Source organism: Actinomadura roseirufa, assembly GCF_900659635.1.
GTDB classification, from domain to species: domain Bacteria; phylum Actinomycetota; class Actinomycetes; order Streptosporangiales; family Streptosporangiaceae; genus Spirillospora; species Spirillospora roseirufa.
This window is the reverse complement of sequence record NZ_CAACVB010000025.1, coordinates 1-13,931: the sequence shown is the minus strand read 5'-3', so window position 1 is coordinate 13,931 and position 13,931 is coordinate 1. Positions and strand designations below refer to the sequence as shown.

Here is a 13,931-nt window from a genome sequence, read left to right as displayed (position 1 = left end):
CCGCGCGCCGGACGACGGGTAACACCACGAACCGATCCGCGGGCCCCTGCCCGGTGTGCTCGCTCGCACGAGATCGCCCAGGGAGCGAACTCCCAAGCGAGCCCCATCACCACTGTCAGTCGTCCTGTGTGCCGTACTCCCAGTGCCAGGGCTCGAACGGATTGCTGTAGGCCCACGCAGGGTGCAGCCAGCCGTACGTCTTGGCGTTGGCCTCCATCCAGTTGAACTGGACGGAGCCCGAGTTCTGGATGCCGCCGCATAGGTCGAGGGCCTGGCCCTTGCCATGGTTGCTCGTCCCGGGAATGGCGGCGAACCCGGGCCGTTCGGCGTAGACGCGGTGCTGGTCGGCGAGGCTGCGATAGGAGTCGGTGACGCAGATCTCGTGGCCGAAGTGACGCTTGTACGCGGTGTTCAGCTTGTAGAAGGCGAGCGCCGCGTCCGCGCGCAGCTGCTTGCCCTTCTGCGGCAGCGGGCAAAGGTACTTGGACGGAATCAGCCCGTTCGGGAACTTGCGCGCGCCCGCCGCCAGCGACTTGTCGCACCCGAGTTCCAGCCGCTTGGTGGGGTCCAGCTTCTTCAGCATCGCGTCCAGCCGCGCGGTCAGCTGCGCCGATTTCGCCTTCAGCCCGTCGACCTCCTGCTGCACCCGCGTCTGCTCGACGGCACTGCGGGACTGCAGATCCTGGGCGATCGAGGCGAGCCGTCCTCGCCGCTGCTGGAGCTCATCGGCACGGTCCACAAGGGCCTGTTGTGACCGCGCGAGCAAGGTCACGTCCGCGGTGGACCGCAGCGCCGAGTCCGGTGTCCCGCCGCCGAAGACCGCCATCGAGCCGGTCGCGCCGGGCTGCTGGTAGGACGCGTTCGCCAGCCGCGCCAGCGGCTGGCGGATCTTGTTCAACTCGGCCTCCGCCGCCGCGAGGTCCTTCAGCGTCCCCCGCAGCTTGATCTGCGAGGACGCCAGCACCCGCTGGCGGCCCTGCATGTCATTCGTGGCCTTCTCCAACTCGGAGCGAGCCTTCGCGGCCTCACGGCGCAGCGTCTCCAGCGCGTCGCTCGGAGCATCCGCCCTGGCGGTACCGGACGGCACGAGCGTCGCCATCACCAGGAAGACCGCGATCAGCGCCGCCGACCCGGGGTTCGGCACGGTGGTTTTCCTCCTGATGCCCGATTACGGAACAGCGGCAGAACGCTACTACAGGTTCGGGGGCCGCCTGGGCGTAACCGGGTCAGCGAGTCCTGTGGCGATTCCGTTCACACCACCGGCGCAGGAACGGCACTTCCCACCACCCCCGCGGACACGGCGGACGCATGTCCGGGCGGCGCGGCGAACGCGGCGAGGGCCGTTTGCGCGACGGCGTCACCACCGGTGCCGGTGCCCGCTCCGGCAGGCGCGTCTCCGCCTGCGGCGCGGCCTCCGGCGGCACGTACCGCCCGTACGTCGGCTCGACCTTGGACGGGCTCGGCGCCACCGGCCGCACGGGTGCCGCGGCACCCTTCGGACGGTCCGCCGGCTCGTCCCGCAACCCGAACGCGATCACGGTCGCCAGCAGGACCGGCACCAGGAAAGCCGCGCCCAGCAAACCGAACCGCCGTGCTCGGGCCCTTCGCGGCGCTTGGGGCGCGCTCTCGGGAACCGCATCGGCACTTCTGCCACCCGGCTGCCCTCGATGCCGACCCGTCACGGCACCGAAGCGTACCCACAACGGCCCTACACGGCCTAGACCATGGACCAGCGAGTTACGGCGCCCACCATGCGCCCTTCTGGTCCAGGCCCATTTCACCTCACGATGGCCGCAAACAGACGAGCGCGCTACCCGCCCTGTCCCCTACCCTGTAGGTGCCGTCCGCTAGGCTCGTTCGGCGACGGGCCTCCGTAGCTCAGGGGATAGAGCACCACTCTCCTAAAGTGGGTGCCGCAGGTTCGAATCCTGCCGGGGGCGCACGGACCACGCTTTCACTGCGCCCCTGACCAGCCCAGATACCGGTCAGGGGCCTCTTGACGCACGTGCCCCAACGCCGATCACGCCTCGTTCAGGGTGCCCAGTGGCGTTTCGGACGCAGCCTCCGCCGCCATGAGGCCACCAACCCCTGACGACAGGGTCCCTGCCCGGCCAGCTGCGTCTCCTCCAGGTGGCCCAGTCGTCACGAACGGCGTTCAGGTGCATGCCACCCCATTGCGGAGAAGGCCGGCAGTCTGAGGCGGCCACGACGCCGAACCCGCCCCACACGTTCAGCGCGGCACATCCGAAGATCGGCGCCTCAAGGAAGAGCGCGGCATATCCGAACTCGGCGGCGCGAGGAAGAGCACAGCGAAGATCCACATCGCGACCTGGACCCGGTCGCGCACGCCCCGTCCATCCCGGACGCGGGAACCGGACCACGACATCCGGCAGCCTCATAGCGCCGACGCCGACGCCGACGCCGACCGGCGGCCGGCCGTCGGCCCTCACCTCTCGACCGTCGCCCCGCCCCGTCGCCCCCGGCCCCATCGCCCCCTGACCGCCGCCCGCCTGCCCTCGCCCCGTCGCCCCTTCACCGCCGCCCGCCGCCCCCCGCCCCCCTCACCGCCGCCCGTCGGCTCTCACCCCTCGCCCGTCCCTCCTCGCCCCTGCACCGCCACCCGCCGCCCTCGCCCCTCGCCCCTGCACCGCCGCCCGTCGCCCCTTTACCGCCGCCCGTCGGCTCTCACCGCCGCCCGCCGCCCTCGCCCCCTCACCGCCGCCCCTCGCCCCTTGCCCCTTCACCGCCGCCCCTCGCCCCTTGCCCCTTCACCGCCACCCCTCGGCTCTCACCGCCGCCCGCCGCCCTCGCCCCCTCGCCGCCGCCCCTCGGCTCTCACCCCTCGCCCGTCCCTCCTCGCGTGTCGTCCCTCGCTCCTACCCCCTCGTCCCTCGACCGCTGGTCCTCGCCCCTTGCCTGTCGGCCCGCGCCCCTCAATCAACGCCCCTCGATCGGCGGCCCCTCGCCACCTCGGTCCTTGCCCCGCGCCGCTCGATCGGCGCCGCTCGACCATCGACGGCGTTGTCGGGGTGGGTGCGGTGCCGGAATATGGCGCTGGTCCGAGGTTCGTCGTTGTTGCTGGAGTTTGGACAATCATGGTGCTGGCGATGCGGGCGGGGATTCACGATTCCGGCCGGGTGCCGAATTCGAGGAGGCGATTCGTGTGTTCTTTCCGCTGCCCAGAACTGTCACTACTGCTTCCATTAGGAGGGGGCCTGTTCGGCGGCGATTCTTGCAGACGGATGGGCTGGCAGTTGAAGACAAATCAAGTGGCTTCTTGATCTCAAGATGACCTCTCCTGGTGCCACCTTGTTCGTGGTTGTTATGGGGTTATCGACTTGGGCGGGGGGCGCGTGCCGCCGGGTCGACCATCGCGGCGGATTCGGGGTGTCGCGAGTGAATTCGGGGGTGCCGGAGGGATCATCCCGCAGGTCGTCGGGGCATTGTCGCTCGCGGGGAGGCGGCTCTCGGGGCGGATCGTCTCAAGGGTGGGCCCCAACGCGTCCTGTTCCTCTACGTCCTCACGGAGGTCTCAGGCGACGTCGATCGCAATGGGGGGTCTTTGGTTTGTAAAGAGGGTGCGGGGGTGGTGGCCCATGGTGGTCAGGGACGAACTCAGGGCAAGCGGAGTGCGTCACAGCGCTGACGCCCCTCGCCTCTGACTCGCGCGGAGTGGACATGATTCTTCTCGGCAGGCTGGCTCCGCTGCTCTTGCTGTGCGGGTGCAGTTTCGTCGGCGGGGTGAGTTATCAGCCGCCCATGCTGCCGCTGGTGTTCAGCATCGACCAGGACGGAATGTTCGCCGTGAAGGTGGGCGGCAGTGTCACGACGCCGCTCGGGCGGTTCGGCATCGACGGGGGGCTCAAGGAGGCGGGCGAGAACACGATGGTGATCGGGCTGTCGCGGGACGGGCAGCTGGGCGAGCAGAGGTTCCGCGTCAAGGGGCGGACGAGCGTCGCCGTCTGCTCGGACGGTCCGTCCATCACCTACGTGACGAAGGGGGCGGTGCGGGTGACCATGCGGCGGGCCGCCACCACGGTGCGGGTGGTCCGGGCGGACCGGGTCGCGCTGGACTGCGCAGGGAGCCCGCAGGCGGCGACCGTGCCGGGCGGAGGGGCGAGGTCGAGGATCGTCCCGAAGGCCGAGGCGCCCTCGGGACGGCTGGACCCCGCCGAGACCGCCACGGTGGTGGTCGGGGTCGGGGGCGGCGTGTACCGCATGGCGCTCGCGGACACCCCCCGGAAGACGTCCTTGGGGATGCTCGGCTGGACGAGGGGCGACCTCGGCGGACGGGCCGGGATGCTGTACCGGTATCCCGTTCCGAACTATGGATCGCACGTCATCGCCGGTTACACGTTCACCACGGACCTGCTGTTCTTCGATTCCGGCGGGAGGCTCCTCCACGGGTTCACGGGACAGCCGTGCATGCTGGGGTCCGCTTCCTGCCAGCGTTACGATCCCGGTTTCCCGTTCTCGTACGTCATCGAGGCGCCCAATGGGAATCTGCCGATCCTGCCCTTGGGAACTCTGCTGCGGTTCTAGGGCTCGCCGCAATCCCCGCTCGCCCCCGGGCTCGCCTCAGCCGGGCCGGTCACGCGCTCACGCGAAGGCCGAGGAACACTGCGTGAGCGCCGTCGTGACGGTGAACTCCGAGAGCATCACTGACCGTTAATTATGAGGGGTGGGTGCCTCGGGTCATCGAAATTGTGCACCTTCCCGGTGGCGTGCCATTAGGCTCACGCGGACGTATTCACGTTCGCGATCCGGAGGTCTCATGGTTAACACGACCAAGCTGCTGCGCCATTTGGAATCTCACCTGGAGCCCGACGAGACCGTCATCGCCGCCGTCGGCGGCCAGCTCAGGGGCGGCATCAAGAAACTGCTCGGGAAGAGTCTCGCCACGGGACTGGTCACCGGCCTCGCGACGACGGCGCTCACCGGCGGGGTCGGGGTCTTCGCGTTCTTCTCCCCGCCCCCCGTCTGGATGGTGGCCACGTCGCGGCGCGTGCTGGTCTTCGCGTGCGCCAGCGGCAGTCGCAAGCCGGGACAACTCCTCTTCGAGGCCCCGCGTGAGGCGCTGAAAGCCGACATGAAGCTTCGCGTGCTCTACCAGGTCACCCTCACGGAACGGGCTGAAGACCGGGTCATCGCCCGCTTCAACTTCGGGCTGCGGAAGAAGGCGGCCACGCAGATCGTCACCGGCATCGGGGAATGACGGCCGGATCACCGCAGGTCACGGCACTCCACTGAATCCGCCCTTGTTATATACGATTTCGTGTATGTAATGTCGAAGGAGTGGTGAGCCAGATCTCAGGGACCGGTCGGGGGCGCCGGTGCGCACGGAACGGCGCCTCGCGGCGGCCGGCGCCGAGGAAGGCGGACTTCGATGACGGGAACCCCCGGTCCCGGACCGGCCGCGCACACCCCCGCCGGCGGTCATGACGCCGCGATCGCGCGGCACAAGCGGCTCGTCCTGAGCACGGCCGCGACGACGTTCCTGCTGTTCATGGCGTTCCCCGTGCTCACCTCGTTCACGGGCGTCCTGGACGGCGTGTTCCACGGCGTCGGCGCCGGCTACGCGGCGGGCCTCTGCGTGGTCGTCGGCCCGGTGCTCGGGGCGACCGCCTACCGGCGCCGGGCGCGCCGGTTCGAGCGGGAGACGCGGCGGTGAACACGACCGCGGTGGTGATCGTCCTCGCGCTGGTCGCCGTGACGCTCGCGCTGACGGCGCGCGCCGCGCGCCGCGGCGGCGACACCGACCACCACTACGTGGCGGGCGGACGGATCGGCGGGTTGCAGAACGGCCTGGCGCTCGCCGGCGACCAGCTCTCCGCCGCCTCGTTCCTCGGGATCACCGGCGCGGTCGCGCTGACCGGTTTCCACGGGTTCTACCTGGCCGCCGGGGTACCGGCGGCCTATCTGCTGATGCTCGTGGTGATCGCGGAACCGCTGCGCAACCTCGGCCGCTACACGATCGCGGACGCGGTCGCCGCGCGCTTCGACGGCCGCGGGCTGCGCGCCTTGATGGCGGTCGCGACCCTCGTCATCAGCCTCATCTACATGATGATCCAGTTCGTCGGGGCTGGCCTGCTGGCGCAGGTGCTGCTCGGCGTGGACTTCCCCGTCGCGGTGACCCTCATCGGCGTCCTGATGACGCTCTACACCGCCCTGGGCGGCATGGTCGGCACGACGTACATCCAGGTGTTCAAGGCGGTCGTGCTGATCGCCACGGTGCTCCTTCTGTTCGTGCTGCTCACGGCGCGGACGGGCGGCAACCCGATCGGCTCCATGCAGGACGCGGCGCATCGGTTCGGCGACGGGGTCGTCACCCCCCGCCGGGGTGGCACGGCGGAGGCGCTGGAGACCGTGTCCCTGACCATGGGCATGGTGCTCGGCATGATGGGCCTGCCGCACGTCATGGTCCGGTTCCTCACGGTCCGGGACGGACGGGCCGCGCGCGACTCGGCCCAGATCGCGATGTGGATCTTCGCCGCGTTCTTCCTCGCGCTGCCGATCTTCGGGTACGCCGCGCTGAACCTGGTGGGCCGGTCCGCCATCGTGGCCGACAACCGGGCGGGCAACCTCGCCGCGCCGCGGCTGGCCGGGGAACTGGGCGGCGACCTGCTGTTCGCCGTGACCGCGAGCGTGGTGATGGTGACGATCCTGGCGGTGCTCGCGGGGCTCGCCATCGCGTCCTCCGGGGCGATCGCGCACGACCTGTACACGACCGTGCTCAAGCGGGGGGACGTCTCGCCCCGCCGCCAGCTCGCCGTCGGCAGGCTCGCCGGGGCGGCCGTCTCCGTGGCCGCGATCCTCCTGGCGTTGTGGGCGCGGAAACTGAACGTCGCATTTCTCGGGAATGTGGCGTTCGCGGTCGCGGCGAGCACCACGACGCCGGTCCTCGTCCTCACCATCTACTGGCGGGGGCTCACCCGCCACGGGGCGGCGGCCGGGCTGGCGGGCGGCCTCGTCACCTCGATCGGTCTCGTTCTCGTCGGACCGGACGTCCTCGGCGACGCGCACCTGTTCCCGCTGTCGATTCCGGCGCTGGTCTCGGTGCCGGCGGGCTTCCTGTGCGCCTGGGCCGCCAGCCTCGCGACCCGGGGCCGAACCCACGCCGAGGGCATCCCCTACGACGAACTCGCCCGAAAAGCCTTCCCAATCCCAGCTCGCCGGTAAAAGGGCACTCACACGCCTTCGTCGGGTACGCGGTACTTGTATTGCCTGGTCGAGAACTTGACCATCGTCGTCCGCTGGGAAGGGACGGAGTACGGGCGGCAGAGGGCACCGGCCCCGGGGCGTGCCGGGCCGCCGGTCGCGAGGTGCGGCTGATCGCACGGCTGATCATCGCGGCATTGCGCTGAGAGCTCTTCTCTTCGGGTGGCGGCACGGCGGTGGGTCTATCTACGGTGGTAACCCCCGGGGGAGGTAACGGAGGTGAATCCAACCCCGCCACGTGTCCTTTCTCCTGCTTTCCGTGAGGTGAGCGACGGTGATCGAGTACCACCTGTCGAACGAGCACCTGCCCCCGGCGGAGCGGTTCGACGCTTGGAACAGTCTGCGGGCGGCCCAGTCACAGATGCCGAGCGTCATTCGCAGCAGCGTCGCCGACGATTATCTCGTCCGGGCCCGGCTTCTGGACTTCGGCGTCATGCGGTTATTCAGGATGACGTTTCCGCCGACGCGGGAGTACCGGACGAGCAAGCTCATCGCCCGGAGCGACCCGGAGGTGTGCCATGTGTCCTTCAGCCTTCGCGGATGGCACACCTTCGAGCAGGCCGGACGCGAGGCCACCTGGAGCCGCAGCGGGCTGCTCGTCACCGACTCCTCGCATCCCTTCCAGGGGACGATCACCGCGGAGGATCCCGGCGGGGAGCATCCCATGCTGGTGACGGCCGAGTTCCCGCGCACGCTGCTGCCGTTCAAGCCGGACGCGGTGAGCCGTCTGCTGAGCAGCCGGCTCCCGAGCGAGGGGCTGGGCGGGCTGCTCGTCCAGTGCCTGACGGAGCTCAGCCACGGGTCCACCCGGCACACCCCGGCGGACGGGGCGCGCGTCTCCTCGATCGCCGTGGACCTCATCACCGCCCTGTGCGCGCACTTCCTGGAGGCCGAGACCGCGGTCGAGCCGGAGACCCACCATCGGGTGCTCGTCACGCGGATCCGCTCGTTCATCGAGCGCAACCTCTCCGACCCCGATCTGACGCCGGCCACCATCGCGGCCGCGCACCACATCTCCACCAGTCACCTTCACCACCTCTTCAGCGGCCAGGGGACGACGGTCGCGGCGCTGATCCGTGAACGCAGGCTCCAGCGCTGCCGTCACGACCTCACCGATCCCGCCATGGACGCCCATCCCATCCACGTCATCGCCGCCCGATGGGGCTTCACCAGCAGCGCCCACTTCAGCCGGCTCTTCCGGGCGGCCTTCAGCCTGTCGCCCCGCGACTACCGGAACCTCCGGTGACCGTGGACGCAACGTCAACTTCCGGGAACGCGTGGGCAAGGACATCCCGCCGGTAGGGCCGCACACTGGAACCAGCGCATCGCCAAGGGCGCGGTGCTCGTCCATGAGGGGGCCGGGATGGCATCGCGCGCCAGACGCACGGAGGTCCTCAGAGGGGGCGGATCGGTCGCGATCGCCGCACGGGCGCCCACCGCGGTCCGCTCGGGCGGGGCCGGCGGGTCGTCAGGGGCACCTGCGGGCCGGTGAGATCCGGGCTGAACACCACATGACTCCGGTCGGGGGGGTACTCGCCCTGCCACAGGGCCTCCCGACCGGGGCTTCGTCCGCCGCTCCGAGCGGCAGCAGGGGTACCGAAAGGCGCCCGGGGACGGCCATGACGGGGCAAGGGGGCGCCCCGGCCGCGGCGCGGGACCTGCTGCGACGGGGGCCGGCGAGAGGCGGGGACCTCTGCGCCGGATCATCGGGGGGCCGCCCGGGGCGGCGGACGAGGCACGTACCGGCGTATCGCCGGCACGGGGAAGCGGGGGGACGGTCGCGGTGCGGACGCGCGCCGCGACCGTGAGTCCGGGTCCGCTGGGCCCGGCCAGTGCCCGGCGCGATGCCGGAGGGAGGGGAGGCGGGGCTCCTCTCCCTCTTCGAGGGGCATGGCGTCGCAGGAGCGCGGCGACCTCGTGGTGGTACTGGGGAACACCGCCGCGAGGTCGCCCGCTCCTCAGAAGACCGGGTTGAGGGCGGCGGTGAGCAGGAGGCGGGGGGCGCCGGTGCCGTCGACGGGGACCGTCCACAGGTCGGAGCCGAAGTCGCCGGGCAGGGAGTAGGCGACCTCTTTGGCGTTCATCCAGACGGCCTGGTCGTCCACGTTTCGGCTCTCGGCCAGGGCCGTTTCGCGCATGGTGCGCAGGTCGAGCGCGTACAGGGCCCAGGGGCGTCCCGTGGCGGGAGAGCGGACGCGTTTCTTGTAGACGATGGTGGTCCTGTCAGGGGACAGGGACGGGCATTCGACGTTCTCGTGCAATGTGCGGGCTTCACGGCGGGTGAGGTCGCCCGAGACGAGGTAGGTCTTCCCGTGCGTGGCCAGGGTCGCGTAGAAGTGGTCGTCGTCGGCGAAGGTGACGCCCCAGAAGTTGATGTCGGCCGAACGGTAGTGGGAGCCGTCCTTGAGGACGGTGAAGTCCTCCAGTGAGGGGATGAGCCGTCCCGTGCGGGTGTCGAGGATGCTGGTGCGGGTGGAGAAGTTCGGGCCGCCGTAGGAGTCGCCGCTGACGAACACCGTCCACGCGGCCATGTGGCCGCTCGGCGACACCCGTGTGCGGGACGGGAGGCCGGCGCCTCTAAAATGGCGCCGTTCGCGGAGGGCCCCGTCCACGAGGACCGCGTCGTAGGACGGTGTCAGGCCGGGCCGGTTGCGCAGGCACAGCCCGGTTCCGGACGCCGCGTGGAAGCGCGCGCAGACCAGGGCGCCGTTGACGCGCGGGCCCGTGGGCGCCGTGGACGGGACGGCGGCGAGGTGGTCCTTGCCGGCGCCCATCCGCATGTCCCGGAAGACGATGCGTCCCGGGGCGCCGAGGGTGAGGGGCACGATCCGGGGCGTCCCGTGGCCGGCGGTGTGAAGCGTGTAGCCCGTCGCGGCGACGGCGAGCACCACGGTGGCCGCGAGGAGGATCAGCAGGCGCGTGCGCACGGTCATGCGGTCTCCTTTCGCGTCCCGAGGAGCGCCGCGGCGCCGGCCCCGGCGGCCGTGAGCAGCAGGGCCGCCGCCCACAGCGCGGTGCGCGGCCCCCACCACGTCCACGCGGCGCCGAAGGCCAGGGACGCGGCGAAGCGGGCCATGGCCTGGCCGGTCTGCAGGACCGCGAGCCCTCCCCCGCGGGTGCCCTCGGGGAGCATCGGCCCGGCGAGCGCCATGAGGACGCCGTCGGTGGCGGCGTAGAAGGCGCCGTGCAGGGCGAGGCAGCAGGCCACCAGCACCATACCGTTCAGCGGGGACAGCAGGACGGCGTAGGCGGCGAGCAGGGCGGCGTGCCCGGCGAGGAAGACGCGGCGGCGCCCGGCGCGGTCGGCGGCCAGGCCGAGCGGCACGGCGAGCAGCAGGTACGTCGCGGCGGTGCCGACGGGCAGCAGCGGGAAGTAGCGGACGGGCAGGTCGGTGAAGCGCTGGAGCAGCAGGTACAGGAACGAGTCGCTGACCGTGACGGCGCCGAGCAGGACGGCGCCGGCGCAGACCCGCGCGAACTCGGCCCTGCGCAGCACCGCCAGCGTCGCCCTGACGGTGCCGCCCGTCGCGCCCTCCCGGTCGCGGACGAACAGGGCGAGCACGAGCACGCCGAGGACGGCGACGCAGAAGCTGACCACGAACACCGGGTCGTACTCCTGGTGCGCGGCGGCCAGGACGCCGAACGCGGCGAGCGGGCCGAGGAGCGCGCCGGTGGTGTCCATGGCGCGGTGCACGCCGAAGGCGCGGCCCTGCGCGCCGGGCGGGCTCGACAGCGAGATGAGCGCGTCGCGGGGCGCGGTGCGCACGCCCTTGCCGGCGCGGTCGGCGACGAGCACGGCGGCGACGGCGGGCACCGAGGCGGCGAGCATCAGCGCGGGCTTGCACAGCGCCGACAGGGCGTAGCCGGTGCCCGCGACGAGCTTGTGCCGGGAGCGCCGGTCGGCCGCGTGCCCGCCGACCAGCCGGACGAGGGCCGTCGCGCCGCCGTACAGGCCGTCGAGGAATCCGAACGCGAGCGGCGACAGGCCGAGCCCGGCGACGAGGTAAAGGGGAAGGACCGCCGTCACCATCTCGGACGAGACGTCGGTGATGAGGCTGACCGCGCCGAGCGCGACCACGTTGGGCGCCACGAGCCGCAGCGCCCGGCGCCGTGATCCCCGCCGGGGACGCGGCGGGCGGTCCACACCGCTCGCCGCGTCCGCGACGCGTCCAGAGGACAGGTACACCGGCTACTGCCAGATCGCCGTGATGGGCGAGGCCGTGCCCGCGTTGCCCGCGTGCGTGGTTCCGTACATGTCCTCGATGGTGCGGAGGAGGTTGTAGTGGTTGTACTGGGTCGCGTCCGGGCCCGTCTTGACGTGGGCGCCGTAGAACACCGTCGCGATCTTGTTACCGGCGGAGCCGTTGTCCTCGTCGAAGGTCACGACCAGGACGGAGTTGTGGGTCTTGGCCCACTGCGCGTATCCGTCGATCTTGTTCTTGAGCCAGGTGTCGCCCGTGCCGACCGAGCAGTCGTGCATGTCGTTGCACAGGTTCGGGACGACGAAGGAGACGGTGGGCAGGGTGGTGAAGTCGGTCGGCCACTGGGCGAAGGTGTGCCCGGTGGAGGCGGGCAGGTTGCTGAAGGAGAACCACGGGTTGTGCTTGCGCGCGTACTTGCCGGCACTGTTGGAGCAGACCGTGGACCCTTCCGAGGGCAGGCCCTCGTTGTAGCTGCCCCAGCTGCGGCCGACGTTGCGGACCTCGGTACCGAGGTTGGCCCTGTTGTACGGGGACCCGGGCGGCGGGCACGCGTCGTCGGTGATGCCCTGGGTGCTGCCCGAGAACAGCGCGAAGTAGTTCGGCTCGCTCGGGTGGGTCTCGGCGAAGAAGTTGGTCAGGTTCGCGCCGCCGTTCGCCAGCGAGTTGATGTACGGCGCGCTGGAGCTGCCGATGATCTGCGAGTAGTTGTGGTTCTCGAACACCACGACGACCACGTGGTCCGGGGTCGGCACGGCGGCGGCGTAGGCGCCGCGGCGCGGGCCCGCGGCGGCGAGGGCGAGCACGGACGCGATGGCCGTGAGCGCGGCCAGGGCGATCAGCAGCGCCAGGCGTCCGGGGGACCGGAACGCGAATCGATCATGGACGGATGGGTCGGGCACGGTGGCCTCCTGCGAGTTCGTCCGCTGCCGGGCCTAGGGGGGTCGCCCGGCCCCGCGAAGATGGCACCGTAGCGTCACCGTCCAGGGACGGTGAGTCTTCCGTCCGGCAGCCCCTCGGTCAACGGTAGGTAAAGTCGCAGCTCCAGTCCGTGATCAACTCTGTCAGTCGGCATGTCCGTCTTACCCCCGCGGACACGTCATCATTCTGGTGTGGCCAGGTGTCCTTGTGGGGTGGGTTCGGTGTATCGGGAGTGCTGCGGGCCGGTGCACCGCGGCGAGCGGCGGGCGGAGACCGCCGAGGAGCTGATGCGGTCGCGCTACAGCGCGTTCGCCCGGCGGGACGAGGAGTACCTGCTGCGCAGCTGGCATCCCGCGACGCGGCCGGAGCGGGTCGGGTTCGACGACCGGACGCGGTGGGTGCGGCTGGAGATCCTCGCCGTCGACGCGGGCGGCCCCGGCGACGACCGGGGCACCGTGGAGTTCCGCGCCCATTACCTGGACGGGACCGAGCCCGGCGAACTCCACGAGGTCAGCCGTTTCACGCGGCATGACGGCGCGTGGGTCTACGTCCGCGGCAAGGTGAGCTGACCCCCCTTCACGGGGGAGGCGCGGGGGACCTGCGGGGGAGGTCCGGCCGGGGGCGCCGCTGCGAGCTTGGTGGGGAGCGGGCGACGGCGCCCGCGGGAGAGGAGAACCCACATGTCGCAGGGACGACGCGCCCCCGCCAAGGGGCTGATCGCCGGACTGGCCGTGCTGATCACCGCCGGCGCGGCCGGGAGCGGGAGCGCGCTGGCCGACGGCGAGGACCCCGGCCCGTTCAAGGAGGCCCACGTCACCGGTGACGCGTGGCTGAACTTCCCCGGTGACACCGAGTACCCGTACCGGCGGTTCATCGTGGACGCGCACGGCGCGCCGTGGAAGTTCGTCAACGGCAAGCTCGTCCTCGGCGCGGCGCGGGGGACGGTGAAGTTCGACCACTACGCGCCGGACGTGCCGGGCGGGCCGTCCAAGCACCACTGGGGCTGGATCAAGGTCGACTACGTGATGGCGACCGGGCCGGTGGCGATCGTCTCGGGCATCCGGCAGGACGGCGCGCCGGCGAACGAGAAGCGCGCGAACCTGACGTTCTACCAGTCGCCGCGCGGGCACGAGTTCGACCGGGCGGGGTTCTCCTGGGGTGTGACCTTGCCGCAGTGCCAGCAGATGGGCAACGGACCCGCGCCGTTCAGCGCCGCCAGCGCCGGGCCCTTCGGCAAGTGGCTGCGTGGGTACACGGTGAAGGACGCCCCGCTGCCGATCCCGAAGGGCGCGTTCCAGCCGCCCGACCTGCCGGAGGACTGCAGCTTCCGCGCCAAGTAGGCCGTCCGGCCGATGCGCGAGGTCACCGCACCGATCTCGTCCTGGCCGACCCGGGCCGGACCGTTCCCGGGGCCGGAGCGCCCGGGGCGGCCGTCCCCGCGGTGAGGACGTCGAGCATGCCCGCGATCGTCGTCGTCCACGGGTAGCGCTCGGCTCGGGCGCGCGCGGCGGCCCGCCGCGCGGCGGCGGGAAGGCTCAGCACCTCCTCGACGCCGTCGGCGAACCCCGCGGCGCGGGGCGCGACGACGGCCCC

12 protein-coding genes and 1 tRNA gene are annotated in these 13,931 nt (G+C 71.3%); 8 read left to right on the top strand and 5 right to left on the bottom strand.

The genetic code is table 11. The features are described from left to right. Positions 1 to 115: 115 nt before the first annotated feature. On the bottom strand, positions 116 to 1,144 hold the full coding sequence (locus E1291_RS08250) for a D-alanyl-D-alanine carboxypeptidase family protein (protein WP_131737143.1): 1,029 nt from the start codon (positions 1,142 to 1,144) through the stop codon (positions 116 to 118). A 723-nt stretch (positions 1,145 to 1,867) separates the two neighbouring features. Between E1291_RS08250 and E1291_RS08245 the strand changes: the two genes are divergently transcribed. The 6 genes from E1291_RS08245 (at position 1,868) to E1291_RS08215 (ending at position 8,464) form a co-directional block, all read left to right on the top strand. After that, positions 1,868 to 1,940 (top strand) — tRNA-Arg (locus tag E1291_RS08245). Positions 1,941 to 3,678: 1,738 nt separating this feature from the next. Continuing rightward, entirely contained in the window at positions 3,679 to 4,542 is an 864-nt protein-coding gene (locus tag E1291_RS08235; protein WP_131737142.1) for a DUF192 domain-containing protein, read from the top strand. 232 nt (positions 4,543 to 4,774) lie between these two features. After that, positions 4,775 to 5,215: a hypothetical protein gene (locus tag E1291_RS08230; protein WP_131737141.1), complete on the top strand. Its 441-nt coding sequence runs from the start codon at positions 4,775 to 4,777 to the stop codon at positions 5,213 to 5,215. A 171-nt stretch (positions 5,216 to 5,386) separates the two neighbouring features. Continuing rightward, entirely contained in the window at positions 5,387 to 5,671 is a 285-nt protein-coding gene (locus E1291_RS08225; RefSeq protein WP_131737140.1) for a hypothetical protein, read from the top strand. Continuing rightward, positions 5,668 to 7,179, top strand: coding sequence for a solute symporter family protein (locus E1291_RS08220; RefSeq protein ID WP_131737139.1), 1,512 nt, complete (start codon positions 5,668 to 5,670; stop codon positions 7,177 to 7,179). The genes E1291_RS08225 and E1291_RS08220 overlap by 4 nt, the downstream gene beginning before the upstream one ends. 313 nt (positions 7,180 to 7,492) lie before the next feature. Further along, positions 7,493 to 8,464 carry a helix-turn-helix domain-containing protein gene (locus E1291_RS08215; protein ID WP_131737138.1) on the top strand — a complete coding sequence of 324 codons (972 nt, stop codon included), beginning with the start codon at positions 7,493 to 7,495 and terminating at the stop codon, positions 8,462 to 8,464. Between the two features lie 712 nt (positions 8,465 to 9,176). Here E1291_RS08215 and E1291_RS08210 read toward each other — a convergent pair. The 3 genes from E1291_RS08210 to E1291_RS08200 are packed head-to-tail and all read right to left on the bottom strand — an operon-like array spanning position 9,177 to position 12,319. Next, entirely contained in the window at positions 9,177 to 10,151 is a 975-nt protein-coding gene (locus E1291_RS08210; RefSeq protein ID WP_131737137.1) for a TolB family protein, read from the bottom strand. Beyond that, positions 10,148 to 11,404, bottom strand: a complete 1,257-nt coding sequence (locus E1291_RS08205; RefSeq protein ID WP_131737136.1) for an MFS transporter — start codon at positions 11,402 to 11,404, stop codon at positions 10,148 to 10,150. Before E1291_RS08205 ends, E1291_RS08210 begins: the two co-directional genes overlap by 4 nt. A 3-nt stretch (positions 11,405 to 11,407) precedes the next feature. After that, positions 11,408 to 12,319: an alkaline phosphatase family protein gene (locus E1291_RS08200; RefSeq protein ID WP_242614022.1), complete on the bottom strand. Its 912-nt coding sequence runs from the start codon at positions 12,317 to 12,319 to the stop codon at positions 11,408 to 11,410. 231 nt (positions 12,320 to 12,550) lie between these two features. Between E1291_RS08200 and E1291_RS08195 the strand changes: the two genes are divergently transcribed. Then, on the top strand, positions 12,551 to 12,907 hold the full coding sequence (locus tag E1291_RS08195; RefSeq protein ID WP_242614021.1) for a YchJ family protein: 357 nt from the start codon (positions 12,551 to 12,553) through the stop codon (positions 12,905 to 12,907). Between the two features lie 111 nt (positions 12,908 to 13,018). Beyond that, on the top strand, positions 13,019 to 13,678 hold the full coding sequence (locus E1291_RS08190) for a hypothetical protein (protein ID WP_131737134.1): 660 nt from the start codon (positions 13,019 to 13,021) through the stop codon (positions 13,676 to 13,678). Positions 13,679 to 13,700: 22 nt separating this feature from the next. Here E1291_RS08190 and E1291_RS08185 read toward each other — a convergent pair. Then, a partial coding sequence (locus E1291_RS08185; RefSeq protein ID WP_242614020.1) for a hypothetical protein occupies positions 13,701 to 13,931 on the bottom strand: 231 nt, incomplete at its 5' end.